The sequence below is a fragment of the Paenibacillus sp. UMB7766-LJ446 genome, assembly GCF_030226665.1.
In the GTDB taxonomy this organism is placed as follows: Bacteria; Bacillota; Bacilli; order Paenibacillales; family Paenibacillaceae; genus Paenibacillus; species Paenibacillus vandeheii.
Genome location: NZ_JASOYM010000017.1, coordinates 45,296 through 70,804, shown reverse-complemented (window position 1 = coordinate 70,804; position 25,509 = coordinate 45,296). Strand labels below are relative to the sequence as shown.

The window sequence follows — 25,509 nt, the reverse complement described above, 5'->3', positions numbered from 1 at the left end:
TCAGACAAAATCAATGAAAAAAGAGGGTAATAACGCATGTATGATGTCATTGTAATTGGTGGTGGATCTGCGGGCCTCATGGCCTGTGTTGCTGCTGCCGAGCATGGAGCGTCCGTGCTTCTGCTGGATAAAGGAGATCAACTCGGCCGCAAACTCGGGATCTCTGGTGGCGGTCGCTGTAATGTGACCAATGCCAAGGAGACGGATGAACTGATCCGGCATATTCCGGGCAATGGACGCTTTTTATATAGTTCATTTCAGAATCTGGACAATCAGGGAATTATGCGTTTTTTTGAAAATCTGGGTATTGCTCTGAAAGAGGAGGATAACGGGAGAATGTTCCCGGTAACCGATAAAGCCAAAACGGTGGTAGATGCGTTGGTAGGCAAGATCATTTCCCTTGGGGTTGAGATTCGCACCAAACAGCCGGTTAAGGAATTGATTCAGAACGGTCAACGCGTGCAGGGCGTGAAGCTTGCATCTGGTACAACCGTGCTTGGACGCTCTGTTATTATCGCTACCGGGGGCAAATCGGTCCCCCAAACCGGCTCAACCGGGGATGGCTATCCTTGGGCTGAAGCTGCTGGACATACGATTACGGAGCTATATCCGACGGAAGTGCCAATTGTGTCTGGTGAAAGCTGGATTCAATCCAAAGAATTGCAAGGCTTGTCCTTGCGGAATGTGGGGTTATCTGTTCTGGATGCCAAAGGCAAATCGGTTATCTCCCATCGCGGAGATATGATCTTTACCCATTTTGGCGTATCCGGGCCGATTGCGCTTCGTTGCAGCCAGTTTATTCGCAAAGTGCAGATGAAATCCGGACAACCACAGGTCACGATGAGTATTGATCTGTTCCCGGATCTGTCTGCCGGCGCTTTGGAAGCCCAGGTTCAGCAGGTGCTGGAGCAGGAATCCCGAAAGGCCGTCAAAAACATACTCAAAACATGGGTTCCTGAACGCATGATTCCATTGATGATGAAGCGTGCAGAGATCAGCGAAGACCTCACATTCCACCATTTTCCCAAAGGTATGTTAACTACGTTAGTGGGGTTGATGAAGGCTTTTACCTTCCGCGCAGACGGTACACGTTCTCTCAAGGAGGCCTTTGTAACTGGCGGGGGAATCCACTTAAAGGAGATTTACCCCAAAACAATGGAATCCAAGCTGCTGCCGGGGCTATTCTTTTGCGGTGAAGTCCTGGATATTCATGGCTACACGGGAGGCTATAATATTACTGCTGCCTTCTCTACGGGGTATACGGCTGGTATGCATGCTGCTGAATATAAAAACGCTCGCTCATAACATGAACCTACGATGTTGATGGACGGATTCACGTTCCACATCAGCTAAGGTCAATAAGAGTATTAAAAAAACCTCGAAATCCCACTATCATGGGGTATCGAGGTTTTTATATGATATATGCCCATTCAAAATCCTTGTTACAAACACGATTACATACTAAGACAAACAGCCGCATCGCCCATATGTCTTTACGCCTTCACACTGCCCGAGAATCCATCGACTGAATCATCGAAGGTCGGATCATCATCCCGGTTATGCATCCCCTGTTCAGGATTGCTCCCTTTGCTTCCACTAGCATAGCCTTCATGCCAATCTTCATTCACGAGATGAGCCGGAATGGATATATTCTGAAACTGATCCAATCCATCGGTTTCCGAAAGAAACACAGCACTGCCTCCGTGAGACTGTACAATTTCCACAGCAGACTGCGTATCCTGACGATCTGTAGGAATATACAATTCGAGCGGTCCTGATTGATATGGTTTATACCCCAGTTCCTCCAAAGTTGCTTGCGCAGCGAGCAGCGCTGCATGATCTTCGAAGTGCACCTGAAGTTCGCTATCATCCATCATAATTTTTCCTCCTTGCGAGAGCTGATCTCTTATCTTCTAAAATGATAAGATCCGTCTCCACTAGCATGGTCAGTTATTTCATCGGATATGCTACTGCACAAGGAAGAATATCATTTAAGCAGATCGGATGTAACGAATCCAGCCTGTTATAGACAGGACGAACAGGCCAAATGCCACCGCAGCCGCAGCTGTAAGGATACCTTCAAGCCAACCCAGCCAGGCTGCCCCCAGTGAATATCCCATTAGAATCCCGATCGGAACGAATAACATTCGGACCATGGTCGCTGCAGCTTGATTCAGCGCCTCGGCATCGTAGGATACGAGCTGAACATAGTCGGAGGTGGCAAATACATCCCATGAACGATAAAAGAGCACACTCAGCATGATAATTAATAATCCACACACAATCACATTGACCGGAAAAGGAGGCAAAGCAACGGCAGCGATGGACAGGCCACCAAGCTGCAAATACAGTTTCATGGTCGATGAGTTACGAAAGAATGCCTTGAATGCCGTTTCGGCTGTCCGATTAGAGATGGATCGATGACGCAGCAGCTTGCGCGGCTTGCGGAATATCACGGTCCGAGTGCGCGGAGCTTTTGGCTTGGTGATGGAGCGACTTAGTATAAGTGCTGTAAGCTTCAGTCTTTCCCGTAAATCCTCTCTCACATCGCCTTCAAAGGTCCCCTTCATCTCCAGCCTCATTCGGCCAACCATAATTAGTAGAAAGATTGCGGCCACGATGCCTGCAAGCAGTGTCCAGATCTGCCCATGCATCCAAAACGTTGCCCCAATCGTGATAATGCCCATTACAATTGCGAGAGGAATCATGCGAATCCAGCGTCTCCAGCCGGTATACCGTACTTTTGTCATATGGAGCACAATAACCTGAAATGAAGCCACTGCGCCAAACCAAATCGATATAAGCGCGATATGGATAATTGACATGTCATACACACGGGACCATAGTGGTGCGGTCAACGCGGTAATTGCAATCATTTTGCCCAGATGCTGTATACAAGCCCGGTAGATCCCCTGTCTCATCAATGTGCGCATCCACAGTGACCTCGACTTCAGGAATAACACATCCGCTTCTTCCACAAATATAATAATTCCGCCTGTGAGCATAACAATGTCGATTAGTCCTGTCAGTGTAGGCAGTGATAATCCGGTCGCCCATGAGGGAAGCGCTTTGGACCACAAGCTCATATACCATCCGCTAAGATACAACAGACCCGGAACAAGCAGATACACCCATACCGTCCAATCTACTACCAGTTTCAGGTTTTTCAACTGTTCATTGAAGTGCTCCTTACGCCTGCGTTTATATAAACCAAGTGGTGTGTATGTTTGAAAGGTCTGCATCTCTTCTCCCCTTCCCGCTTAGGATGTCAGTGTATCAAAACAATCAAATAATGAGGCTTCCGGCAAATCTGCGGCTGCACGGATTTCATCCAGCGTTCCTTCAGCAGCTGATCGCCCGGCGTGGATGAGAATAAAACGATCACAGATTCGCTCAGCGGTATCCAGTACATGCGTTGACATAAGTACACCTGCACCACGGCGGCGCTCCTCGTCCAGCAATTTCAAAAAATCCTTGGTTGCTCGCGGATCCAGTCCGATAAAAGGCTCGTCCACAATATATACATCCGGCGAGGACAGGAAGCCGATCATCAGCATCATTTTCTGCCGCATGCCCTTAGAGAAACTGGCCGGAAGATCATTGCGAACGTGGTCCATACCGAAACGAACCAATAACTCCTCCGCCCTGGCAACAAAGAAATCTTCCTCCATCTCATAGGCGGCCGCTGCCAGGTCGAGATGTTCCCACAGGGTCATATATTCGTAAAAAACAGGCTGCTCCGGGATATAGGCATAGCGACCGTCTCCTCCAATGGTCACTTCATATTTCGCATGCTCAAGCAGGCCAAGCAATGTTTTGATGGTCGTGCTTTTGCCAGCCCCATTCGGTCCGATAATGCCTACCAATTCTCCTTGAGCCACGTGTAATCGGATATTTCTTATCGTGGATTGACCCGCCTCATATCCTGCTTCCGTAATATGTACGTCCAATATGGACTCCTGTGCGGGTATATCTTTGTTTTCGCTTTCCATATCATTCACTCCCTGTCCTGTCAGGTGCTTGTTTCCGTTCTTTATTGTTATTGTAATCGAGTTTGTGAGGAATTGTTTGATCATTTTGAGCTTTTGTATAAATGAATTTGCATTAGTAACTCATGTTATAATGTTATAACATACTAACATTTATACTTACCTACGTATTCATTTCTTAAGTTGGATCATACTATAGGAGGAACATACTATGAATGGTGGGGCCCAAATGAAAGAGGACAATTTTAAGAAAAAAATATTATCTCGTAAGATAGGTAAAATGGGGAATAGCTTAGGCGTTAGCCTGCCAAAGGTTTTGATTGATAAGCTCGATGTGTCACAAGGTGATGAGATTGAATTTATTGAGAACAGTCAAGGTGAGATTATACTCAAAAAAGTTAGACAGGTGAAAATACCTGAAAATGTAAGACCTGAAGTACTGGAAGCTTTCTTTGATGTTTTTGAAGAGGATGAGGGTATTCTCCAAGATTTAAGGGATCGTTAATCATGATCATATTCCTTTCAATAGAAGAAGTGGTAGCCGCTCATTATTTTATGATGAAGAGGATGAATGACACAGCACAAGCTGGAGTGAAAAACTATTCTTTGTTGGACTCTGCTGTAAATAGACCCCAACAAACTTTGTTTGGAGAAGATGCCTATCCTTCTATATTCGATAAGGCTAGTGCTTTATTAGAGTCCTTAGTTAAAAATCACTGCTTTCATAATGGGAACAAACGGACAGCTTATCTCGTAACCAAGTCGTTTTTGATGTTGAATGGCTACCATCTCCAAATGGAACGTCAATATGCAGTGGAGTTCATGGTCAATATTGCAGAGGGCAAACACTCATTTGAAAGCATCGCAATTATATTAAAGGACCATTCAGTGGTGCGGTAGCTCATAATTTTATAAAAGCAGGAGTTCCGGAGCCCCTGCTTTTTTATATTACAGTGAAAATCTCATATTACCGAGTTGATTTTTCCAGAACTTATTGAACTAAACATTTACACGAGAACGGAGAGGACAGAAATAGCCTGAAGAAGTGCAACGTTCGCCTTTATCCCGGATTTCCCCCTTTAAAAAAGGGTATTCAAAAAAATCTGGGGATAACAGCGATCGGAAGGTTGTTCTGTCAGAGCAGTGACAAGTGTAAATATTAATCGTTCAATTTATATAGACAAAAAATGATTAAATTTTAATTGCTAAAAATGCAAATCTTGTGACATATCGCATGTTTTTCACACAAACAGACGCTTACAATAAAAACATGGCGACCCTCTGAATCGTCAACTGTCAGTTCATTATCAATTACAAACTAATCTGAAAAGGCGGGATCAGCATGCTGGAATTACAGGAAATCGGAACCGAACGTTCTCTTCATCTGTACCGCACCTTGGCCCAGACATTTAAGAGCGTGAATGAACACGCTGTATCCGGAAGCAAAGTGCATGGCTTCAACCCCACCGCTTACGGGGTGCTCGAAGTGTTATATATGAAAGGAGCACAGCCTATTCAACAAGTCGGTGCACAGCTTCTGCTGCAAAGCGGGAATGTCACTTATGTCATTGACAAGCTGGAGCAAAAAGGACTTTTGCATCGCAAACACTGTCCACAGGACAGACGCATCATTTTTGTAGAACTGACCGAGGAAGGCCAGCGTACCATGGATGAAATCTACCCAGGCTATGCACACAAAATTGATCGTGCTGTCAGCGGACTGAGCGAGGATGACAAAACATTGCTGTCTGAGCTGTTGGAAAGGCTTGCACTCGGTGCAGATCGTTTATCCGCAAACGGCTAGGACCAGCCCCATATCACCTGATCCAAATTAAAAATAACCGGTTCGCCTAAATAGGCGGTACCGGTTATTCGTATGTGTTAATCAAAGGTACAGAATCCACATCAATACTGTGAGGGCTGCAACGACCAATCCACCTGCAATCAGCAAATCGACAACGTATCTGGACAGATCTGAGCGACTGTGCCCCTCAATCTCCCTCTGAGTCTCTTCGTACTTGCGTTTGGCTTCGTCTTCCTTCGACGAATTCAGATTATTGGGAAACATCATCCTCACCTCTACTCCCAATGAGATATCTATATTATTTTGTGTTGGTTTGCCCCTGATTACGGGCTTTATTCACTATCCATCCCAGACCGGATTGCCACAACAAAAAAACAAAGGTTGTTATTACTACGTATTGATAAGGGCCGACATACTGGAAGGCATCCATTTTGAACACAAAGATGGAGAACAACAGCGCACTACCTACACCCAAAAGAAAATAAGTTCCGATTACACATATCACCCTTGTTACAGGTCCATTCAATCTCAAGGAAGCAAGCACACTGTCCGCAAATAACGATAAAGGCAGGATCAGAAATAGAAGAACAGCCAACTGGATAAGGATGCTTATGATCAATGTATACCAGAAAGGATAGTAATATGTATGTTCAGCTCGATCCGCCAAGGGAACATATTGCATGAGTCCAACAACCACTGAAAGCGAAACGCAGGTTAGAATGGCTGCCAGCAGCTTGATTGGAAAGGGCACATACCGGGACGATTGCAGGGATTGCTTACTCATCTTAACTCGCCTCCCACTCCATTACTGTAAATTATAGATAATCCCTTCTAGAAAATAATAACAAAAAAGCAGCTGAGAAACAGCTGCTTTAGACCAATGATTATTCTTTTAACTTCGTTTAATTCCCTGAAGCTTGTGCTTGCGGCGGAGCATCTGCATTTTCGGGAACGATTAGCCGTTTGCGCAAGGCCAGTGTCGTCATCCACGAGATAATGGCAATGACAAACATGATAACGAACAATGAATGCAGACTTCCTTCCAGCACGTTACGCAGAAGTGACCATTTTTCATCCGACAGGGCAGCTTCCGTATGCGGGGCAAGCAGTTGATTCAGGTCCCCATCCGAGATCCCCGCTTCCGCCAGATGCTGCTCGCTCGACAACGTTGATATTCGGTAGTTCAACCAAGTGCCGAAGGCTGCTGCACCAATGGTTTGTCCTAGCGTACGCATGAAGGTATGTAACGCCGTGGACGATCCACGCTCTTTATATCCGACCGAAGACTGCGAAATAATTGTGAATATCGTAAAAGCAAACCCGAAGCCGAGTCCATATATAAAGGTCAGAATAAACAGTACAGACTGGGGCGACGTCCCACCGACCAGGAAGAGTCCTCCCGAGCCTATGGCGATCCCGGTTAATCCAATCACCGCTGTTAAGCGTGATCCAATCTTCATTAACAGACGGCCCGCAAGAACGCTGCCGATTAGCCAGCCGACTGACATGGGTGCAAGCAACAAACCCGATTCAGTCGCATTACCGCCCCGAACCCCCTGCACCCAAAGTGGCAAATAACTGGTTAGGCCAATCATCAGGGTGCTGGTCAACAGTCCGGCGATATTCGCCACCCGGATGTCCCGAATACGGAACAGATGGAGAGGAACCATCGGGGCCTGAGCTCTCTTTTCCACCACAAAAAATAAAATCATGAATATGATAGCCACAATGCTCAGTCCCACAATAACAGGGGAACTCCAGGCGTAATACTGTCCACCCGCCGACAATACAAAGAGCAATGCGGTGATACCGACGGTAAAGGTCAACGCACCCAAGTAGTCAATTTTTGCGGTACGCGGAGACATTTCTTCCTTCAAATAACGAAATACAAACCACATTGCCAGCAGTCCGAACGGTAAATTGAATCCAAAGATCCACTGCCATCCCAGATTGTCTACAAAATAACCGCCCAGCAGCGGTCCTGCCAGAGAGGATATGCCCCACACGGAGCTGATCCAGCCCTGTATTTTGCCTCGTTCTTCAATCCGATAGATGTCACCGATAATCGTAAACGTAACAGGCACAACTGCACCTGCACCAATCCCTTGAATCGCACGATAAATAATCAGCTGCTCCATGTTCTGCGAAAGGCAGCAAAGAAGCGACCCTAGTAAAAATAAGGCACAGCCAATCAGGAATACCGGCTTTCGTCCGTATATATCACTGATTTTCCCGAAAATCGGCGTGCTCACAGCCATCGTTAACAGATAAGCAGTGAAGATCCAGCTTAGCAGCTGCACACTTCCCAGCTCACTGACAATGGTTGGCCCTGCCGGACCAATTACGGTACCTTCAATGGCCGACAAAAAAGTCGCCAGCAGCAACCCCGCCAAGATGAAGCTGCGATTCAAACCTCCGGATGTATTCACACAAACCCTTCTCTCTTTAATTCTCTCTCTTGCGCAAAAACTCATCGTATAACAGGGAATACATCACCATATCCTTATATCCGGTAGACGTATGCTGCACCTGACGCAGCAGTCCTTCCCGCGTGAAGCCGTGGTTCGTCAGAAACTCACCCGAAGCGAGATTACGCGGATCAACCAGCGCTTCAATTCGATTGAGACCCATCGTCTCATACCCAAACGGCAGTATAACCGAAAATGCTTCCGTCATATAACCGTGACGCCAGTAATCGCGCCCCAGTTCATAACCGATCTCACCCCGGAATGCGCCTTCAAGCTGCCAAGTGTTATATCCGCAGCTTCCGATAAGCCGGCCCGTTTCCTTGAGTTCAATCCCCCAGCGAATCGCCTCCTCTTCTCCTGCCATATGATTCAGCAGCCCAATCATATCCGCAGCCTCACTTGTCCCAATCATGGGCGCCAAATTCATATAACGTGTCACTTCCCGGTCAGACCAGCAAGCGAACATCTGGGCCGCATCCCGGCGGCGCATTTTGCGCAAACGCAGCCGTCCTGTCTCTAGTTCGGGAATTCTCCCTTTGCATTTATACATGAAAAGACACTCCGATCCGATCCATCTCCACAGACCATAAGATTCAATAGCCATCTAACCATAACCTGCACCGAATGGCAACTGTTCAGTCATCGTAATCACGTCAAAAAACCGGGCGCTTCCGCTCCCGGTCTTGTTGTACGTATCGATTAACTCAAGTTTGCATGAAATTTCGGGAGACTTTGACCCAAGGTAGATTTAGGCAGTAGACGTCTTCTTGCCCGTCGCCAGCAATTCCTCACTAACCCGGCCAAGTACAGCTGTGATTTCCTTAAACTCCTCAATGCCAGTCCCGGTAAGACTCCATTGATCTCCATGGGCGGTCAGGAAGTTCTCTTGCGTCAGGTGCTCAAGCTCCTGTTTGATTTCCCGCTCACCAACGCGATATCCCCGTTCTTCCAATAGAGGCAATGCGTCGCTAACGGTTAAATCCTGATTTTGGGCCAAATATAGAAGATGAATTCGTACAAAAAGATTCTGTACCTCTGCATGCATAAGCCAAGCTCCTTCCCGGGTTGTAGCCCGCCGTGGTTGCTAAGTAATTACCCCACGCAGGAAGATGAGAAACAGGAGGAATTTTCAGGCATGACCTGCCTTTTCCGAAATCCTCCGCTTGACTAACCGCATACTCTGCACTATCTTGAAAATAAGTACCATTTTTGCTCGGGAGGGTGATTCATCATGTTTCAAGCTGTTTCTTATGAAGGAACACGAAGCGAGCAGCAAACCGCCGTCCTGGGACAGTTAAGCGCTCTGATCCGCGATGAACCTAGCGACATTGCCAATCTGGCAAACGCTGCGGCGTTGCTCAATGTATTTATGACCGATACCAATTGGGTCGGATTCTATCTGTATGATGGAAAAGAACTTGTACTCGGTCCATTCCAGGGACTGCCTGCCTGCATCCGTATTCCACTGGGACGCGGTGTATGCGGCACTTCTGCTTCGGAACGACGTACGATGGTCGTTGAAGATGTTCATGCCTTTCCAGGCCATATCGCCTGTGATGCCGCATCGAACAGTGAAATCGTAGTCCCGATTATCAAAAATGGCGAATTGTACGGGGTGCTCGACATCGATAGCCCGCTCAAGAACCGTTTTGACGATGAAGACCGCATCTTCCTGGAAAAGGCGGTAAGCCTGATTACAGAGCAGCTGGAATTATCCTAACTGCCTGAAGGACATGTTCATTAAGCCGATGAAGCATTCATCAGCTTTACGATGGTGTGCAATAACAAAGAGCGCACTCCTCACTAGAGGAGCTGCGCTCTTTGTTATGATTATTTTCTTCACACCCATGTTCTGCTCGCCCATGATACTTTATGCATCTAGGATAAATCCTGTTCCGCCTTAATCATCATCCCGTCTCGCAAAAACTCGGCCAGCTTGGGGTGATAGCCATCATACATCTGGCGAAAGTTTTTGTGCTCGACATACAGATTGCCCAGATCGCGGTAAATCTCGGCCGTTGGGGTGTAATAATCCTTGATCCATTCGAGATGTCTACCAATAATTTGTTGAACCTCCGAGCTGCCAGGCGTTAACCCTTCCTCAATGGCGCCCTGCAAGTCCAAATGAATCTGGTCAAGCTTCGCTTGCGAATCGAGAAAATCTTCCTTTGACTTCATCTCCTGGCCCTCGGGCACGGTGGATTGCTCCAAGGAATGGACGCCTTGCTTCTGAGCGGCTTTTGTCTGCTTCTGTTCGTAATAATCATGCTTTGCCGCATGATCAGAGGTCGTTTCATTTAAAAGCCTGTGACGTCCTTTATTCGAAAAGCCAGCGTACAGTTCAACCTCATCCAGTTCCTGCTCTCCTCGTAAATAGGAGATGGTTTTGTCCAGTGTCTGGATCATCCTGTGAAGATGAAGGGCCTTCTCCAGCATCTCGATCCGATGCTGCTGCATAATACGGATCATGTCCCGGGGAGTATCCCTGAGCATGGGGGCGATTTCTTCCTCCTCCATGCCTACTTCTTTACAGAACAGTATCTGCTGCAGCCTTAGCAATTCCGGCTTCTCATAGTAGATATCATCATCTTGACCCACGAAGGCAGGATTCAGGAGACCTGTCTCTGCGTATTGTCCCAATTCACTAAGACTTACACCGGACATTCCGGATACATCAACCATGGAATATGCCATATGAATACACCTCCTGTCTGGCCTGTATGCTCAGGCTTGTTCATTCTGCATTTTATTTGAATTTTGAGTGAGAGATTATAAAACGTTCGACAATCTGTACCCGAGTAATCCGTTCATTTCTCTGGATAGATACACAATACTTCGTTGATATGAACGGCATGTAATTGATAGATTCGCGGTATGATAAGTATTTATACCCTTCTCATCAGATGTGAACCCGGGGTCAGTGAAGAAAAGCTATGTATTTTTTTACGTTAAGGACTGAATGTTGAAAAGCCAAAAAATCCTGCACCCGCTAATTCGGGCACAGGATCACCTTGTTCTATTTCATCTCGAATATCCCGCTCACTTATAGGTCGATCTTAATTCTTGTTAAACATGACAAACTTCAATTCCGTCATTTCCTCTACGGCATATTTGACACCTTCACGCCCCATCCCGCTCTGCTTCACACCGCCATAAGGCATATGGTCCACACGGAATGTCGGAATATCATTAATCATTACGCCACCAGCTTCGATGTGGTCAGCAGCATGCAATGCGGTATGAATATCATTAGTGAATACACCTGCCTGAAGGCCATAGATGGAATCATTCACATGCTCAATCCCTTCTTCAACCGAATCCACTTTATTAATGACAACGATCGGCGCGAATACCTCCTGACAAGACACCTTGGCATCACGCGGAACGTTAACAAGCACCGTTGGACGCAGTACGCCTCCCTCGGCTTCGCCGCCTGCTGCAACCTCAGCACCTGCCTGCTTGGCCTCATTAATCCATTCGAGCGTACGTTGTACGTCTTTGGATGTGATGAGCGCAGAGACAACGGTATCCGGGTTCAGCGGGTCTCCTACCACGACTTGTTTCGCCGCTTCAGCAAAACGGCGAATGAACTCAGCCGCGACCGCGCTGTGCACATAAATCCGCTGCAGCGAGATACATACCTGACCTTGGTAAGTAAAAGCCCCGGTCACACATCTCGGTACCACCTTGTCCAAATTGGCATCCGCGTCTATAATGACAGCCGCATTTGACCCTAGCTCCAATGTCACCCGTTTCAGTCCGGCTTTGCTGCGAATGCTTGTGCCTACAGCGGGGCTGCCTGTAAATGTAATATGAGCCACATCAGGATGCTCTACGAGCACATCACCAATCGTTTTGCCTTCACCGCTCACCACATTCAATGCCCCATCGGGTAATCCGGCTTCCTGAAGCAGATTGGCGATGTAATAGGAAGACAGCGGCGTCTGCTCCGCAGGCTTCAGTACAATCGTATTGCCTGCTGCCAGCGCCGGTCCTACTTTGTGAGCCACCAGGTTCATCGGAAAATTAAACGGCGTAATGGCTCCAACAACGCCCAAGGGCTGCCGCATTGTGTATCCTATGCGCCCTTCTCCGCCTTTGGCTGCATCCATGGGGACCGTCTCCCCAGTGAGGCGCTTGGCTTCCTCTGCGGCGAAACGATACGTTTCCACCGTACGATCAACTTCAGCGAGCGCCGCAGTAATCGGCTTCGCCGCCTCCAGCGCAATAATACGTGCCGCTTCTTCCTTCCGTTCTTCCAGCAGGACAGACAGCTTGTAAAGAATGTCTGCACGCTGATGGGCAGGCATTCTGCGCATCTCCTTACGAGCTTGAACTGCGGCGGCAATCGCTGCTTCAACTTCCTCAGCTGACGCCGAGGATACTTCTGCCAGTGTTTCTCCAGAGTACGGTGCCTGAAGTGTTATATAATCTACTGATTCGGTGGGCTTGCCCCCGATGAACAGATGTTGTTTTTTCATCGCTGCATCCTCCATTCATGTTTTCCGCAGAGTATTCCCATTCCTATTTATACACCACTTTGGCATCATCAACACAAACCATACCTCTATTTAACGGTCAGGACCGGGCATCCTGCATGTTTCAGGACGCCGTGGCTGACACTGCCCACCACGATTTCCGCGAGCATGCTTTTTCCGCCCGTTCCCATCACAACGAGATCACAGTCTCTATCCTCCGCTACACGGCAGATCTCATTCACAGGATCACCAGCGATCAGTAATGTTTCATAATGGACAGCATGACCCGCTAACAAGGCATTAACAGGTTGTATGATATGCTGTCCTTCTTCAGCGATCCGCGCTTCCAGATCCACACCGAGTGCGGGCTCATTCAACGAGATCGAAGGATTAACATGTACGATAATTAAGGAAGCCGGTTGTTTCAAACTTTCTGCCAGAACAACAGCTTTCTCCAAAGCCTTGTTTGCATGCTCCGATCCATCGACAGCAACCAATATTCGTTTCAGCATTCTCCATTCCTCCTGTTCATTAATGATGCGTAATGGCAGCATCGATATCGCGCAGATGTCTGCGGCGTACCAGAAGCACAACGACCCCGATCAGAACCATCAATGCGCCAAAATAAAACGGTGTCTCCGGCAGGAACCACTCGGATAACTTACCAGCAAGCCATGGTGCCAACGCACCGCCAAGGAACCGGACAAAGCTGTAGGCAGCCGATGCCACAGAACGTTCCACGGGCGCTGCTTCCATGACTGCCGTTGTAATTAACGTGTTGTTGATCCCGAGGAAAATCCCGGCAACGATAACAGCTACGATAACGGTTGTGGATGATCCCATCACCGTACCTACCGCCATCACCAGCAAATCTATTGCGAACAGGGTCAGCATAACGCTCATGGAAGGAACCGATCCGAATCGGCGTTGCAGTCTTGGTGCGACAAATACAGATGTAATCGCCAGCATCAGACCCCAACCGAAGAATACGTAACCGAGTCCGTGCTCATCCAGATTCATGACATAAGGTGAATAAGCCATCAAGGTAAAGAAACCAAAGTTATACAGGAAGGCGGTAATCGCCAATGTTTTCAGTGAAGGATAACCCAGAGCCTTGAACGGATCGGACAAGGAGCTGCGTGTTTTGGGTTTGGCTATCTTGGGCAGCATAAACGTAATACTGATAAAAGCAATCGCCATCAGAACAGCTACCCCATAGAACGGACCACGCCATGAGATGGAACCCAGTTCACCACCGAGTAATGGACCAACGGCAATCCCGAGACCAAGAGCTGCTTCGTATAAAATAATCGCTTTGGCTGTCCCCGATGTGGACAGTCCCACGATAGCGGATAATGCGGTTGCGATGAACAGGGCATTCCCCAGTCCCCAACCACCACGGTAACCGACGAGTGCACCTACGGTATCAGATGTCCCGCCCAGGAACGAGAAAACAATGATTAGCAAAATGCCACTGAGCAGTGTCCACTTCACACCAATCCGGCTGGATACAACACCCGTAATGAGCATGGCAACCCCGGTAACCGCGTTATAACTTGTAAACAATAAAGATACCTGGCTTTTGGAAGCATGCAGCTGATCTGCAATCGCAGGCAGAATCGGGTCAACCAATCCTAGTCCCATAAAGGAGATAATACAGGCGAAGGCTACTGCCCATACCGCTCTGGGCTGGGATAGCAGGCCTCCACGGGATGACGGTAATTCGTCAGGTAACGAGGGTTCTCTTTTCATACGTGATTCCTCCTGATTCATGATTTATGTTGTGAAATAAATTGTGAAAACAATGAAATTCTTGTCTTTATTTTCAAAAATATAGGAAAGAACACGGCACAAATGACACCGGATCTCCCGGTGCTTATCGTGAATATGAATTATGTGTCATTCTCGTGCCCTTCTAATCGTCGAATGCCGTTCTGCACCCGTTGACGCAATTCCTCCAGTTCCGCCTGAACAGCATGGATGCTCTGAAGTTTCTGCTCGATCAGTTGCAGCTGGTCGTCCAGCGTCGTCTCCATCTTGGTGAGCTTCTCGATCCGCTCCTTCACTTCCGTGGTCTGCTGGTAGTCAAAACGCTGTTCGTTCAGCGCATCTGCCGTTGCCACATAAGTATGCAGCTCCTGAAGCGAGAAACCGAGCACTTCCTTCGCCCGGACCACCTTTTTCAGATAATCGATATCTTCCCGGGTGTATAATCGTGTGCCACCGTTCGTCCGCTGAGGTGAAGGCATAACACCAATCTCTTCGTAATACCGAATGGTACGCTTGGTCAAACCACATTCCTTGGCTACGTCATCGATTTTATATAAACTCATTTCCTTCACCTCACTTTTATTATATGTCTATAATGTTATATACATAATTATATATACTATTAACGTTAACGTCAACGTTAGATTTTTGACCGGAATATGTAGTATGTCTCAAACATCGACTGATTATCTCAAATAAAAGCTTTCCAATATGTTGTTAAATGTAGTTTTTATTATTCTCTGCCTCTATAAAACGCAAAAAAGATCCGCTCTCGCGGATCTTTCGTTCAGGTCGAATTCACATCATACTTCTAAGCGCCTTGCTTCTTCTGTCCCTGCTGCTGAACACGCTGCATTTCCTTCAAGCGACCTTCAACCTTGGTAAACAGACGTACCGTATAGAACACGACAGCGAAAAGACTCAGAACCAATGCTTGTACATCGGTAAACCAGAAACCGAGAATACCAAACACCGTAATAATGACACCAAACTGCATCATCAGATTGGCGCTGTATCGTTGTGCTTCTTCCCACAATTCCGGGTTACTCATCGCGCGCGGGGTACGGTATCCATATATGCCATTGATTCTTTTAGGCGGTTTTTTGTAAACCATTAACCCCAATACGAAATAACACACGCCGCATATCAAACCAACAATTGCTCCTGCCACAATGTCCTCCCCTAACTCCATTCAAAATACACCACAGATATTAAAACAAAAAAACGGCTCTACGTATATACGAAGAGCCGCCCAGATCGTTTCGTAAAACTTAGATATCCTTCACCCGCAGTACACGCATGGCGTTCAGGACAGCCAGCACGGTCACCCCTACATCAGAGAATACCGCTTCCCACATGGTGGCAATTCCGAACACACCCAGCAGCAGGAAGATCGCTTTGACACCCAATGCAAAACCGATATTTTGCCAGACAATAGTTCGTGTCCGTTTTGCAATCCGGATCGCACTCGCCAGTCTGGATGGTTCATCCGTCATGATGACCACGTCTGCCGCTTCAATAGCAGCATCGGAACCGAGTCCGCCCATCGCTACACCTACATCGGCTCGCGCCAAGACGGGCGTATCGTTAATGCCATCACCGACAAACACCATTTTCTCTTTTGGTGATTTGGAAGCTTCAAGCCGCTCTAACTGTTCGACTTTATGCTGTGGCAGCAGCTCTGCGTATACTTCATCGACACCCAGTTCACGCCCTACAGCCTCACCAACAGCCTTGGCATCCCCTGTCAACATCACTGTTTTGCGGATGCCCAGCTTCTTGAGCGCCTGAATAGCTGCCGCTGCATCGTCCTTCACCTCATCGGCAATGATCAGATGGCCCACATACGAACCTGATTCGGCAACGTGCACCACTGTGCCCACGGTTTGTGGAGTCGTGTACGGGATGCCTGCCTGTTCCATTAATTTGGCGTTACCAGCAAGCACTTCACGTCCATCTACACTGACCTTGATGCCATGTCCGGCTACCTCATCGTAATCGTCTACACCCTGGGTACGGATATCTTTTGCCCAAGCTGCACGAATGGATTCAGCAATCGGATGATTGGAATGGGCTTCGGCAATGGCAGCAAGCTCCATCAATTCATCTTCCGTGCGCCCACCTTCAGGGCGAATGGCTGTTACTTTGAAAACACCTTTGGTTAGTGTACCCGTTTTATCAAAAACAACGACTTTGACATCGTTCAGTGCTTCAAGGTAGTTACTTCCTTTGATGAGTATACCGTTACGTGAGGCAGCTCCGATGCCACCGAAAAAACCAAGCGGAATGGAGACGACCAGCGCACACGGACAAGAGATTACGAGGAACACCAGTGCACGATAGATCCAATCGGCGAATGTTGCACCACTAAGCACCAGCGGCGGAACGAACGCAATCAATGCAGCCAAAATAACAACAACCGGCGTGTAATAACGGGCGAATTTGCTAATAAAATGTTCCGTTTTGGCTTTGCGGCTGCTCGCATTCTGCACCAGATCCAGAATTTTGGATACCGTGGATTCACCAAAGGTTTTCGTTACTTCAATGGTCAACATCCCGTTTTTGTTCACGAACCCACTCAGCACATCACTGCCGGGCTCCAGTTCCCGAGGCACCGACTCACCCGTCAGAGCGGACGTATCTACCATGGAACGACCTGCCTTGACGATCCCGTCCAGAGGCACCCGCTCGCCCGCTTTGACCACGATGCGATCTCCAATGCGCACTTCTTCCGGAGAAACCCGCTTGGTCTCTTCTCCCGTACCGATCAGCATATTGGCATAGTCCGGGCGAATATCCATAAGGGACTGGATCGACTTCCTTGAGCGATTAACCGCCATTCCCTGAAACAGCTCACCGAGCTGATAGAAAAGCATGACCGCAACACCTTCGGGGTATTGACCAATGGCAAAAGCACCGATGGTGGCGACGGACATGAGGAAGTATTCATCGAATACCTGACCGCGAATAATGTTTTTTGACGCTTGGAGGACGATATCTCCCCCTGCAATCAGATAAGCGATAACATAGAGTGCAAGCTGCGCCCATCCTTCCAGCGGGGACCAGATCGCCGCTGCCAGCAGAATGGAGCCTGCCGCCAGACGTGCCAGCAGCACCTTCGTCTGCCCGGCGCCATGTTCATGCGATTGTCCGGCGTGCGCGTCATGATCGTGACTGTCTGCATGTTCGTGATCGTGACCGACATGACTTCCATGATCATGCACGTGCCCTTGGACGCCGTGTTGATGGGCGTGGTCATGTGCATGATCATGGTCATGGGAATGACCAGCATGATCTTGACCACTCGGCGTGTACTCATGCGTGTGGACTCCGCTGCCTGCGTGTGCGTGCACATTGCCGTTGGCATGGTTTATTGAATCGGCAGCAGCACGACTGCCTTGTGATGATTTATTTTTTTCCGAAATACGAATATGCGGCTCCAACCGAAGAACTTTGCGCTTCGCTTCTTCCACCACCTGCTCATCCATATCGGATGTGGTGTGCATGGATAAGGTTTTAGTTACAAAATTAACCGAGCAATCGGAAATACCTTTAATTTTTTTGACGCCATTCTCAATCTTCAATGCGCAGTTCGCGCAATCCAATCCATCCAGCAGCAGTTCCCTTTTCACCTGTTCCTGTCCGGTTCCCATGTGAACTCTCCCCTTTGCAGTACGTAAAACAAAATTATCCGTAATTTTTTTGATCTTACAATCAACATATGAGCAATCATTCATATGTTTTGTTAACCCTATTATATGCACGCCTAAACATGAGTGTCAACAATTCCAGTTGATTTTTCATACAGAATATGCTAATAGTAATCATTTCGCTTTAGACGTTTTTTGGATATAATAGGCTTATCGAAGAACATTTGATCAAAGGTTGAGTTCATATAGGTGGTGATAGGAAATGGAACAACCGGTTAAAGCTCCTGCCGAATGCGACGCGGCCTGCTCTGGAACAGAGGCTGACGTGCAGACCCTTCGTGCTTCTCTCATGGATCGCGAGACCTCTTCCGAGATGGCTGATTGGTTCAAGGCTTTCAGCGACCCGACACGGCTTCGTATTATTGATGCGCTGTTGCAGAAGGAATTATGTGTGCACGATCTGACGGTGCTGCTCGATATGGGACAGTCGGCCATTTCGCACCAGCTGCGGTCGCTTCGCAACATGCGGATCGTCAAGCGGCGCAAAGAAGGCAAGACCGTGTATTATTCTTTGGATGATGCACACATTGAGCAGATCTTCCTGCAAACGCTCCAGCATATTAAACATGGCTAGGCATTAGCCTGCCTGTTCATACAACAGAACCCCCGCCTCTCGGCTGTTAGCCGATGGACGGGGGTTCTGTTGTATAAGGGCACCGTTTTGGCAGAAAAAGAAGTGTATTATGGGGGATCAGCTTAGGCTTGCCCACTCCGGTTACAATAGATTGTTATTTTTCGGATCATACAGGCCGGATCGTTCCTTGAACCAGTTGAAGATATGTGACACACATACTTTCAGCACCGCGTATCCCGGAACGGCCAGCAGAATGCCCACCACACCGAACAGATTGCCTGAAGTCAGAATGACAAAGATAATTGTGATCGGGTGAATCTTGAGCGTTTTGCCCATAATCTGAGGTGAGATGAATTTACCCTCAATTAATTGCACAATGGTCCACACGGCTACCATCTTCAGCAGCATCACCGGAGAAGTGACCAGGGCAACGATCAACGCAGGCGTAATCGCGATTGCAGGTCCCAGGTACGGAACGACACTTGTGAACGATGCGATAATCGCAAGAATCAGCGCATAGTCCAGACCAATAATCATATAACCAATGTAGAGCAGAATACCGATGCAGAAGCTGACGATAATCTGTCCGCGAATGAACGAACTGATCTGGTGATTGATATCTTCCAGCACATGCATTGCACCCGTACGGCTCTTGATTGGCAGGAATGACAGAATTTTCGCTGGAAGCTTCTTGCCGTCTTTCAGCAGATAGAACAGGATAAACGGAACCGTTACTATGGACAGCACCGTCTCGGTGAATGCTCCAAGGAATCCGCCCAATCGGGTCCAGGTCGAGTTCAGAATCTCAGTGGCTTTCTGGGAGATCGTGCCCCACCAGTCTTGGGAGTTCAGGTTCACCGCTTCCTGGAATTGGCTGAACAGCTGGCTGCCCGTAAGTTCCTCAAACTGATGCTTTACCGTCTCACTATACGTTGGGAAATTCTCGATCAGCCCCGTAATTTGGTTACGCACGACCGGAATGACTGCCAGTACAACGACTGTCAGGATACCTCCGATAGCGAGATACAAGATTAGAATGGACCATCCTCGCTTGATCTTCCACTTTTCCATGACATCCACAATCGGATTCAGCAGGTAATAGAGAATACCCGACAGAATAATTGGCAGCACAATCGTCTTGATTAGCACCGCAAGCGGGTGCAAAACAAAGGATACTTTGGTCAGAACCATCACGTTCAGTCCTACCAGCAGCAGAATTAACAGAAAAAGGACAAACTTGTTATTCAGAAAAAATCGCTTAAACCGATCCGGCCAAATGCGGGGTTGCTCAGGTTGCTCCATAGGCGTGTCTTCCTCTCTTATGTATCCTTTATCAAAGCATAAGCTATAAACCAGCATGTTTCTTGACTGCGCATAAAGTAGCTTGTACAAGCCAACATATGTATAACACATGGAGTTTATACGTACGGCGCTGTTTAACCGTTTCAAATTAGAGCGGTAAGATCATTTTACCCTAAAAAGATCCTTATGCCCCATAGAACTCCTTTTGAAAAATATCCCTACCAAAAAACGGCTCGTCTCCGAAGAGGCAAACCGTTATTATGTCAGCAAATCCTTATACCTTAGCTGCTTGTCTATACTTTTGGTTAAACTTTTGCTTATGCTTTTCCCGCCAGTTGTGCAATCAGTTCATACGAGTGCAGGCGTGCCTGATGATCATAGATCATCGACGTAATAATCAGCTCATCTGCTTGAGTCTGATCGATAAACGATTCCAGTTGACCGCGCACGGTCTCCGGAGAACCGTTCACAGCCACTTTCAGCGTCTGCTCTACCCCTGCTTTCTCACGATCTGTCCATTTGCCTTCCATATCGGCTGGTGGCTGCACCAATCCTGTTGTGCCGCGAATAATGTTCAGGAACTGCTGCTGCATCGTTGTACCGAGCCATGCTGCTTCTTCGTCAGTATCCGCAACGACAGCATTTACACCCACAATAACATGGGGTTCCTTCAAGTGATCGGATGGCTGGAAGCTGCTCCGATACGTTTCAAGTGCAATCCGGGTGTAATCCGGTGAGAAATGGCTGGCAAAAGCAAACGGCAATCCCAGCTGTCCTGCCAGACGAGCACTGAAATCACTGGAGCCGAGCAGGTAAATCGGGATATTCAATCCTTCACCGGGTACAGCGCGAACGGGTGCATGATACGATGTAGCAGAGGCATCGAAGTAGGCTCTAAGCTCAGCCAGCAATTCAGGGAAATCTTCACCACTGTTGAGGTCTTTACGCAGGGCTAATGATGTGCGACGGTCACTTCCCGGTGCACGGCCCAGTCCAAGATCAATACGGCCTGGATACAGGGACTCCAGTGTACCAAATTGCTCGGCAATCACAAGCGGCGCATGGTTAGGCAGCATGATTCCACCTGAACCGAGACGAATGGTTTTCGTTCCTCCCGCGAGGTAACCAATCACAACCGAAGTGGCTGAAGAAGCGATGCCTGGCATGTTGTGATGCTCCGCTACCCAGTAACGGTGATATCCCCAACGCTCCGCGTGCTGAGCGAGATCCAGACTATTGCGAAGCGCATCCGCAGGTGTGGCCCCTACAACGACAGGCGCCAGATCCAGAATGGACAATTTAACGTCGTTAATATGTTTTTTATGGGATGCAGCTGTGTTTTCGGTAGACATGATATATAGTTCTCCTCTGTAGTTATATTTTTATTTTTGTATATCCAGATATATAGATGTAAAAGCGTGAAAAAATGATGTGCAGAGCTACTCCTCAAGCCGTTTACATCCGGACGGAATACCCGCTTGCACCTGCATTCTTGCTTCCGTCTCGGCGTCCGGCTTATAGCTCGTGCTGTACGTACTCGGCAAATTGACGAATGGTTTCTTCGTTGCGGCGATAATACGTCCACTGTCCCCTACGCTCGGAGATCAGTAACCCGGCTTTGAGCATGGTCAGCAGATAGCTGGATATGACGGATTGAGCCAGTCCGGCCTTCACCTGAATCGTACCAACACATATGCCGCTCTTTCCAGCATCCGGATGCTGGGACAGCTCCAGCGGTGGAAAGTGTTGCTCCGGGTTTTTGAGCCACAACAGAATCTGTCGACGTGTCTCGTTGGATAATGCTTTGAATATGAGTATAGGTTCCATGGGTACGATTATACCGCCTTTCTTTCATTTTGCAAACTAAACAGACCGATTCGACGAACGAACCGGCCTGTCAATAAATTCATGGTTATGCGTTTAGAACCTGCTGCTGATGGTTTCTTTCACTTGCTCCAGCATGGAGTGGTAAATTTAATCAATCCACTGAGTGATTTTTTCCAAAGGCTGACGGGATTTCTCGCGTGGCGGGTCTTCCGCACGATAACCAAAGGCTGCCATAACGGAAACATCCCATAGTCCATCCTCCAGCAGACCTTCTTCTTCCAGAATCGAATGTACGCCCTCATAGTTAAACCCTTCAATCGGGCAAGAATCGATACCAATCAACGCTGCCGCCGTCATCATATTGCCAAGAGCAATGTAGATCTGTTTGGACGCCCAGTCCAATAAAGTACGGGGGTTCTCCAGAATCCGTTGGTTATTTTGAAATTTGCCATAAGCTTCACGAGTCAACTCAAATACGTCATCCGGCATGCCCTTGATTTCTTTCAGCATGTATTCCGCGTATGGCGAGTTATAACTCGCATCAGACCGCGCCAAAATAACAATAAAATGGCTTGCCGCCGCCAATTGCTTTTGAGCCCCGGAAGAGACTTCAGACAGACGCTTGCGCAAGTCCGGGTTCTGTACAATCAGAAATTTCCATGGTTCCAATCCGATCGAGCTTGGCGACAATCGTCCCGTTTCCAGAATATACTCAAAATCTTCTGCCGGAATGAGACGTGAAGCATCAAACTGTTTGGTTGCATGGCGAAAATGGTAAGCGTTCAAGACCGTTTCTTTTGTAATGGCTTTTGCCGAAGATTCCATATGATCTGCACATCCTTTTCTTGTTTATGTTCATGGTTTAAAACTGAATGCCTGAGTATTATTTTAGATTCTATAATCAAAATATAAAAGTACGCACAATGTTGTTTCTTAGTTCATAAAAGTAACTATAGCTATCTAACAAGGTTTTTCTATGGTCAAGTGCATGCCCTGTTGTAACCAAAAACAAGTCGCCATGGATCTGCTGCTCCCCAAGGCGACTTATCTGTGGTTCATGTCAGCAATGATGATTAAAACTGCTGCATGAACTCATTTTCCGAGATGACCGTAAACCCCTCTTGCCGCAGCAAAGCAGAAGTAACCCCTTCGCCCACAACCTTGTGGTTGGCAAAGTTGCCATCGTAGATCATCTGTGTACCGCAGGAAGGACTGAATTCTTTGAGTACTACACAGGTGACATCCAGTTTCTGCGCCCATTCAAGTGTCTGATAGGCTCCTTTTGTATAGATCTGTTACGTCGTTGCCACTCTTCTCAATCACCTTGGCTGTACCTGACAGGACATCCTTGCCCGTACCGCCGATAATTTCAGCCGGCTCCCGCGGGGTGGAAAATCCGCCAAGCAGCTCCGGGCAGACCATCTTCGCCTGTTCCTGCTCCACAAGCTCCTGAATCTTTGCATCCAGACTCGCTGTTCCGTTATAACGGCAGGCTACGCCAGCAAGACATGAACTCACCAAATATTTCATCGTTATACTCCTTATGCTCGATCCATCTATTAGTTTGATTGTATCATAAGGAGTCAGGTCTTAGAGGTCAATTCTTGTAATCATTGTAATCCGTGCATCGTCTTCATATCGAACCTGAAAAGTATTGTAGATCTTTGTCTCTGCTGAACGAAATGTGACCATTCCAGGCGTATTTGGATCTCTTTCAAGTTTATAATGATCAAGATCAATATTGAACATTTGTTTTATTACTGGTGCTGCGTTCTGCCTGATTATACTTTCCTTCATGTTAAGTAACTTCTCAAAGTAAAGCTCATACTCTTCCCGAGTTTCAAGCTCTGGAATCCCCCTCTGGTAATCCATTACAGTATATCCGTTGCTAAATCTCCCACCAATTCTACTTACTAAATACCGATCTCCAAAATACAGGTCCGTAGTATCTTCAAGCGTCTTGCCATTTTGTTCAAAAATTATATCTTTCAAATCAGGTGCGGGCTCACCAGACAAGGCTTCAATCGACATTCTGGCTTCTGTTATTAAATCTTGTGATACAGTATCTGAACTCACACTACCAGAAACGGATACTGCTTCATCCCTCGTCCATTCGATACTGCCACTGCCCCTACTATTCTCCAAAAACACTGTTGTGAACCATACCGGTTTTTCCTGACCCTGCTTCATTTTCACATAACGTCTGGCTGAGATCGGTTTTAGCGTAGGGTCACTTTTTATCCCTTCAAGCAGTGACGGGATCTGACGCAAATAACGATGCTCAAGCTCATTAGCTGCCATCTCCCGTCTCATCTGTACCTCACGCAGATTGCCTGTTGCCGCATCAAGCCAGATCAACGCATATTCTGCATCGCCTTCTTTTCCAGCCTCGACAGACACTCTTCCAGAGACAGGCAAGTCCTTCACTTTGGTTATACGTAATTGTTTGCCAAGATAGTCTCGCATCGTGACGGCTACATTTTTTTTCATCTTGTCTGTGAGCAGGTTCATGCCAGCATCATCAGTATATTGCAGCGCTGCTGTGGGATATACTTGTTCAATGATCGGCTCCACAATCTGTCCGTTCCAGAGAATGACAACCGCTGCCACGGCTGCTATCGTCGTGTACACCATAACGGCTCTGCGGGAGCGAAAACTGCGTCTACGTTGATTCGGCCGAACGTGTTGCTCGTTAGACTTATCCCCAGCATCACTCATTTTCTGTGCAGATCCCGATTTGAGCCAGGCTACCTGACGAAGTACGTTCTGCTTATGCTCTTCGGTAAAAGGAGACGCCGCAAACGGCTCCTGCCGGGCTACTTTTTCCCATTCGTCATCCATATGTTTCATTCGCTTCGCTCCTCCCACTGTTTCCGTACTTTGGCCTTCGCCCTCGATAGTCGCGATTTGACCGTTCCCGCACTGATGCCCAGCATTTCCGCAATTTCCCCCGTCGTAAGCTCATACTTCAGATGCAGCAAAAGCAATTCCCGGAATTTGTCCGGCAGAGCCATGACGATGTCCCAGATTTCATGAACATGCTCCCTGCTAATCGCCTCGGCTTCGGCAGAAGGGTGAACAAATTTTTCGGGCTTCATCTCGCCTTGGCTCGCATTAACCTGTTCCGTGTGGATTGGCAGGGTTTCTCCCCATAAACTGCTGCGAAAAAATCTGGATTTCCGGTATGTAAATGTCGTGTTCCTAGTAATGGTCAGCAGCCATGTCTTCAATGAGCATTCTCCGCGAAAATGGGCGATCCCGGAATATGCCCGGATAAACACTTCCTGTGACAATTCATCCGCCTGCTCGGTACTTTTGGTCAGAAAGTACGCGTAATTCCATACGTCGTTCCCGTAGTCATCCATCATATTGCTAAGTGTGTAATTGTCGATGGTCTGAGCATGTGCCAGATATTGATAGTCCAACTGATGTTCACCTCACTTAATAAGACTGCGTCCAATCCGGTTTGGTTCCCCAACGCCTTATTTCTTTCTCCCTCTCCTGCAAAATAAAATAAACCAGCAAGGTCCAGATGCACTGAACGCGCTGGTCTATCTATGATAAATCCATTCAATCTACGACGAAAG

The 25,509-nt window shown here is 47.7% G+C and carries 27 protein-coding genes and 1 pseudogene; 6 read left to right on the top strand and 22 right to left on the bottom strand.

Annotation, left to right across the window (positions count from 1 at the left end):
• The first annotated feature begins 36 nt into the window (after positions 1 to 36).
• Positions 37 to 1,305, top strand: coding sequence for a BaiN/RdsA family NAD(P)/FAD-dependent oxidoreductase (locus QP794_RS29660; RefSeq protein WP_285080309.1), 1,269 nt, complete (start codon positions 37 to 39; stop codon positions 1,303 to 1,305).
• Between the two features lie 188 nt (positions 1,306 to 1,493).
• Here QP794_RS29660 and QP794_RS29655 read toward each other — a convergent pair whose 3' ends face one another.
• From QP794_RS29655 to QP794_RS29645, 3 genes are all read right to left on the bottom strand, one after another.
• Positions 1,494 to 1,877 (bottom strand): hypothetical protein, encoded by a 384-nt coding sequence (locus QP794_RS29655; RefSeq protein WP_285080307.1) that lies wholly within the window; start codon positions 1,875 to 1,877, stop codon positions 1,494 to 1,496.
• Positions 1,878 to 1,991: 114 nt separating this feature from the next.
• Complete coding sequence (locus QP794_RS29650) at positions 1,992 to 3,242, bottom strand: ABC transporter permease (RefSeq protein WP_285080305.1); 1,251 nt, start codon at positions 3,240 to 3,242, stop codon at positions 1,992 to 1,994.
• An 18-nt stretch (positions 3,243 to 3,260) separates the two neighbouring features.
• Positions 3,261 to 3,992, bottom strand: coding sequence for an ABC transporter ATP-binding protein (locus QP794_RS29645; protein WP_285080304.1), 732 nt, complete (start codon positions 3,990 to 3,992; stop codon positions 3,261 to 3,263).
• A 208-nt stretch (positions 3,993 to 4,200) separates the two neighbouring features.
• Between QP794_RS29645 and QP794_RS29640 the strand changes: the two genes are divergently transcribed.
• The 3 genes from QP794_RS29640 to QP794_RS29630 all read left to right on the top strand — a co-directional run bounded on the left by QP794_RS29640 (position 4,201) and on the right by QP794_RS29630 (position 5,793).
• A complete protein-coding gene (locus tag QP794_RS29640; RefSeq protein WP_285080302.1) occupies positions 4,201 to 4,494 on the top strand; it encodes an AbrB/MazE/SpoVT family DNA-binding domain-containing protein in 294 nt (97 codons plus the stop codon).
• Between the two features lie 2 nt (positions 4,495 to 4,496).
• Entirely contained in the window at positions 4,497 to 4,889 is a 393-nt protein-coding gene (locus QP794_RS29635) for a type II toxin-antitoxin system death-on-curing family toxin (RefSeq protein ID WP_285080301.1), read from the top strand.
• Positions 4,890 to 5,331: 442 nt separating this feature from the next.
• Positions 5,332 to 5,793, top strand: coding sequence for a MarR family winged helix-turn-helix transcriptional regulator (locus QP794_RS29630; RefSeq protein ID WP_024632985.1), 462 nt, complete (start codon positions 5,332 to 5,334; stop codon positions 5,791 to 5,793).
• Between the two features lie 81 nt (positions 5,794 to 5,874).
• Here QP794_RS29630 and QP794_RS29625 read toward each other — a convergent pair whose 3' ends face one another.
• The 5 genes from QP794_RS29625 to QP794_RS29605 form a co-directional block, all read right to left on the bottom strand.
• Positions 5,875 to 6,060, bottom strand: a complete 186-nt coding sequence (locus tag QP794_RS29625) for a hypothetical protein (RefSeq protein ID WP_024632984.1) — start codon at positions 6,058 to 6,060, stop codon at positions 5,875 to 5,877.
• Between the two features lie 31 nt (positions 6,061 to 6,091).
• Complete coding sequence (locus QP794_RS29620; RefSeq protein ID WP_285080299.1) at positions 6,092 to 6,577, bottom strand: hypothetical protein; 486 nt, start codon at positions 6,575 to 6,577, stop codon at positions 6,092 to 6,094.
• A gap of 118 nt (positions 6,578 to 6,695) precedes the next feature.
• Positions 6,696 to 8,204 (bottom strand): MDR family MFS transporter, encoded by a 1,509-nt coding sequence (locus QP794_RS29615; protein ID WP_285080372.1) that lies wholly within the window; start codon positions 8,202 to 8,204, stop codon positions 6,696 to 6,698.
• A 34-nt stretch (positions 8,205 to 8,238) separates the two neighbouring features.
• Positions 8,239 to 8,811: a GNAT family N-acetyltransferase gene (locus QP794_RS29610; RefSeq protein WP_285080297.1), complete on the bottom strand. Its 573-nt coding sequence runs from the start codon at positions 8,809 to 8,811 to the stop codon at positions 8,239 to 8,241.
• A gap of 198 nt (positions 8,812 to 9,009) precedes the next feature.
• Positions 9,010 to 9,306 (bottom strand): hypothetical protein, encoded by a 297-nt coding sequence (locus QP794_RS29605; RefSeq protein WP_024632980.1) that lies wholly within the window; start codon positions 9,304 to 9,306, stop codon positions 9,010 to 9,012.
• A 186-nt stretch (positions 9,307 to 9,492) separates the two neighbouring features.
• On the opposite strand from QP794_RS29605, the gene QP794_RS29600 reads away from it, so the two are divergent.
• The gene (locus QP794_RS29600) at positions 9,493 to 9,981 is read left to right on the top strand and encodes a GAF domain-containing protein (RefSeq protein WP_024632979.1); all 489 of its coding nucleotides are present in this window, start codon (positions 9,493 to 9,495) and stop codon (positions 9,979 to 9,981) included.
• Between the two features lie 158 nt (positions 9,982 to 10,139).
• Here the strand turns inward: QP794_RS29600 and QP794_RS29595 are convergent, their stop codons facing one another.
• The 7 genes from QP794_RS29595 to QP794_RS29565 all read right to left on the bottom strand — a co-directional run bounded on the left by QP794_RS29595 (position 10,140) and on the right by QP794_RS29565 (position 18,162).
• Positions 10,140 to 10,955, bottom strand: coding sequence for a MerR family transcriptional regulator (locus QP794_RS29595; RefSeq protein ID WP_285080293.1), 816 nt, complete (start codon positions 10,953 to 10,955; stop codon positions 10,140 to 10,142).
• A 362-nt stretch (positions 10,956 to 11,317) separates the two neighbouring features.
• A complete protein-coding gene (locus tag QP794_RS29590) occupies positions 11,318 to 12,742 on the bottom strand; it encodes an aldehyde dehydrogenase family protein (RefSeq protein WP_285080291.1) in 1,425 nt (474 codons plus the stop codon).
• Positions 12,743 to 12,828: 86 nt separating this feature from the next.
• Complete coding sequence (locus QP794_RS29585; RefSeq protein WP_285080289.1) at positions 12,829 to 13,251, bottom strand: universal stress protein; 423 nt, start codon at positions 13,249 to 13,251, stop codon at positions 12,829 to 12,831.
• Positions 13,252 to 13,270: 19 nt separating this feature from the next.
• Positions 13,271 to 14,491, bottom strand: coding sequence for an MFS transporter (locus tag QP794_RS29580; RefSeq protein WP_024632975.1), 1,221 nt, complete (start codon positions 14,489 to 14,491; stop codon positions 13,271 to 13,273).
• Positions 14,492 to 14,631: 140 nt separating this feature from the next.
• The gene (locus tag QP794_RS29575; RefSeq protein ID WP_285080287.1) at positions 14,632 to 15,072 is read right to left on the bottom strand and encodes a helix-turn-helix domain-containing protein; all 441 of its coding nucleotides are present in this window, start codon (positions 15,070 to 15,072) and stop codon (positions 14,632 to 14,634) included.
• Between the two features lie 248 nt (positions 15,073 to 15,320).
• Positions 15,321 to 15,680, bottom strand: coding sequence for an SdpI family protein (locus QP794_RS29570; protein ID WP_285080285.1), 360 nt, complete (start codon positions 15,678 to 15,680; stop codon positions 15,321 to 15,323).
• Positions 15,681 to 15,780: 100 nt separating this feature from the next.
• Positions 15,781 to 18,162 (bottom strand): heavy metal translocating P-type ATPase, encoded by a 2,382-nt coding sequence (locus QP794_RS29565; protein WP_285080283.1) that lies wholly within the window; start codon positions 18,160 to 18,162, stop codon positions 15,781 to 15,783.
• 259 nt (positions 18,163 to 18,421) lie between these two features.
• On the opposite strand from QP794_RS29565, the gene QP794_RS29560 reads away from it, so the two are divergent.
• Positions 18,422 to 18,793: an ArsR/SmtB family transcription factor gene (locus QP794_RS29560; RefSeq protein ID WP_024632971.1), complete on the top strand. Its 372-nt coding sequence runs from the start codon at positions 18,422 to 18,424 to the stop codon at positions 18,791 to 18,793.
• Between the two features lie 141 nt (positions 18,794 to 18,934).
• Here QP794_RS29560 and QP794_RS29555 read toward each other — a convergent pair whose 3' ends face one another.
• The 7 genes and pseudogenes from QP794_RS29555 to QP794_RS29525 form a co-directional block, all read right to left on the bottom strand.
• The gene (locus tag QP794_RS29555; protein ID WP_285080280.1) at positions 18,935 to 20,095 is read right to left on the bottom strand and encodes an AI-2E family transporter; all 1,161 of its coding nucleotides are present in this window, start codon (positions 20,093 to 20,095) and stop codon (positions 18,935 to 18,937) included.
• 317 nt (positions 20,096 to 20,412) lie between these two features.
• Positions 20,413 to 21,447, bottom strand: coding sequence for an LLM class flavin-dependent oxidoreductase (locus QP794_RS29550; protein ID WP_285080278.1), 1,035 nt, complete (start codon positions 21,445 to 21,447; stop codon positions 20,413 to 20,415).
• A gap of 163 nt (positions 21,448 to 21,610) precedes the next feature.
• On the bottom strand, positions 21,611 to 21,922 hold the full coding sequence (locus tag QP794_RS29545; RefSeq protein ID WP_063567799.1) for an ArsR/SmtB family transcription factor: 312 nt from the start codon (positions 21,920 to 21,922) through the stop codon (positions 21,611 to 21,613).
• Positions 21,923 to 22,069: 147 nt separating this feature from the next.
• Positions 22,070 to 22,747, bottom strand: coding sequence for an NAD(P)H-dependent oxidoreductase (locus tag QP794_RS29540; RefSeq protein ID WP_285080276.1), 678 nt, complete (start codon positions 22,745 to 22,747; stop codon positions 22,070 to 22,072).
• Between the two features lie 248 nt (positions 22,748 to 22,995).
• A pseudogene (locus QP794_RS29535) lies at positions 22,996 to 23,452 on the bottom strand (2-thiouracil desulfurase family protein).
• A gap of 60 nt (positions 23,453 to 23,512) precedes the next feature.
• Positions 23,513 to 24,772: a hypothetical protein gene (locus QP794_RS29530; protein WP_285080274.1), complete on the bottom strand. Its 1,260-nt coding sequence runs from the start codon at positions 24,770 to 24,772 to the stop codon at positions 23,513 to 23,515.
• On the bottom strand, positions 24,769 to 25,347 hold the full coding sequence (locus QP794_RS29525) for an RNA polymerase sigma factor (RefSeq protein ID WP_285080272.1): 579 nt from the start codon (positions 25,345 to 25,347) through the stop codon (positions 24,769 to 24,771). Before QP794_RS29525 ends, QP794_RS29530 begins: the two co-directional genes overlap by 4 nt.
• Positions 25,348 to 25,509 lie beyond the last annotated feature (162 nt).

Excerpts from the sequence above, each read along its gene's own strand:
- QP794_RS29605 (WP_024632980.1), bottom strand. The coding sequence starts at position 9,306 with ATGCATGCAGAGGTACAGAATCTTTTTGTACGAATTCATCTTCTATAT.
- QP794_RS29585 (WP_285080289.1), bottom strand. The coding sequence starts at position 13,251 with ATGCTGAAACGAATATTGGTTGCTGTCGATGGATCGGAGCATGCAAAC.
- QP794_RS29540 (WP_285080276.1), bottom strand. The coding sequence starts at position 22,747 with ATGGAATCTTCGGCAAAAGCCATTACAAAAGAAACGGTCTTGAACGCT.
- QP794_RS29660 (WP_285080309.1), top strand. The coding sequence starts at position 37 with ATGTATGATGTCATTGTAATTGGTGGTGGATCTGCGGGCCTCATGGCC.
- QP794_RS29610 (WP_285080297.1), bottom strand. The coding sequence starts at position 8,811 with ATGTATAAATGCAAAGGGAGAATTCCCGAACTAGAGACAGGACGGCTG.
- QP794_RS29555 (WP_285080280.1), bottom strand. The coding sequence starts at position 20,095 with ATGGAGCAACCTGAGCAACCCCGCATTTGGCCGGATCGGTTTAAGCGA.
- QP794_RS29595 (WP_285080293.1), bottom strand. The coding sequence starts at position 10,955 with ATGGCATATTCCATGGTTGATGTATCCGGAATGTCCGGTGTAAGTCTT.
- QP794_RS29645 (WP_285080304.1), bottom strand. The coding sequence starts at position 3,992 with ATGGAAAGCGAAAACAAAGATATACCCGCACAGGAGTCCATATTGGAC.
- QP794_RS29565 (WP_285080283.1), bottom strand. The coding sequence starts at position 18,162 with ATGGGAACCGGACAGGAACAGGTGAAAAGGGAACTGCTGCTGGATGGA.
- QP794_RS29600 (WP_024632979.1), top strand. The coding sequence starts at position 9,493 with ATGTTTCAAGCTGTTTCTTATGAAGGAACACGAAGCGAGCAGCAAACC.
- QP794_RS29655 (WP_285080307.1), bottom strand. The coding sequence starts at position 1,877 with ATGATGGATGATAGCGAACTTCAGGTGCACTTCGAAGATCATGCAGCG.
- QP794_RS29620 (WP_285080299.1), bottom strand. The coding sequence starts at position 6,577 with ATGAGTAAGCAATCCCTGCAATCGTCCCGGTATGTGCCCTTTCCAATC.
- QP794_RS29650 (WP_285080305.1), bottom strand. The coding sequence starts at position 3,242 with ATGCAGACCTTTCAAACATACACACCACTTGGTTTATATAAACGCAGG.
- QP794_RS29545 (WP_063567799.1), bottom strand. The coding sequence starts at position 21,922 with ATGGAACCTATACTCATATTCAAAGCATTATCCAACGAGACACGTCGA.
- QP794_RS29580 (WP_024632975.1), bottom strand. The coding sequence starts at position 14,491 with ATGAAAAGAGAACCCTCGTTACCTGACGAATTACCGTCATCCCGTGGA.
- QP794_RS29640 (WP_285080302.1), top strand. The coding sequence starts at position 4,201 with ATGAATGGTGGGGCCCAAATGAAAGAGGACAATTTTAAGAAAAAAATA.
- QP794_RS29635 (WP_285080301.1), top strand. The coding sequence starts at position 4,497 with ATGATCATATTCCTTTCAATAGAAGAAGTGGTAGCCGCTCATTATTTT.
- QP794_RS29530 (WP_285080274.1), bottom strand. The coding sequence starts at position 24,772 with ATGAAACATATGGATGACGAATGGGAAAAAGTAGCCCGGCAGGAGCCG.
- QP794_RS29625 (WP_024632984.1), bottom strand. The coding sequence starts at position 6,060 with ATGATGTTTCCCAATAATCTGAATTCGTCGAAGGAAGACGAAGCCAAA.
- QP794_RS29560 (WP_024632971.1), top strand. The coding sequence starts at position 18,422 with ATGGAACAACCGGTTAAAGCTCCTGCCGAATGCGACGCGGCCTGCTCT.
- QP794_RS29550 (WP_285080278.1), bottom strand. The coding sequence starts at position 21,447 with ATGTCTACCGAAAACACAGCTGCATCCCATAAAAAACATATTAACGAC.
- QP794_RS29630 (WP_024632985.1), top strand. The coding sequence starts at position 5,332 with ATGCTGGAATTACAGGAAATCGGAACCGAACGTTCTCTTCATCTGTAC.
- QP794_RS29575 (WP_285080287.1), bottom strand. The coding sequence starts at position 15,072 with ATGAGTTTATATAAAATCGATGACGTAGCCAAGGAATGTGGTTTGACC.
- QP794_RS29590 (WP_285080291.1), bottom strand. The coding sequence starts at position 12,742 with ATGAAAAAACAACATCTGTTCATCGGGGGCAAGCCCACCGAATCAGTA.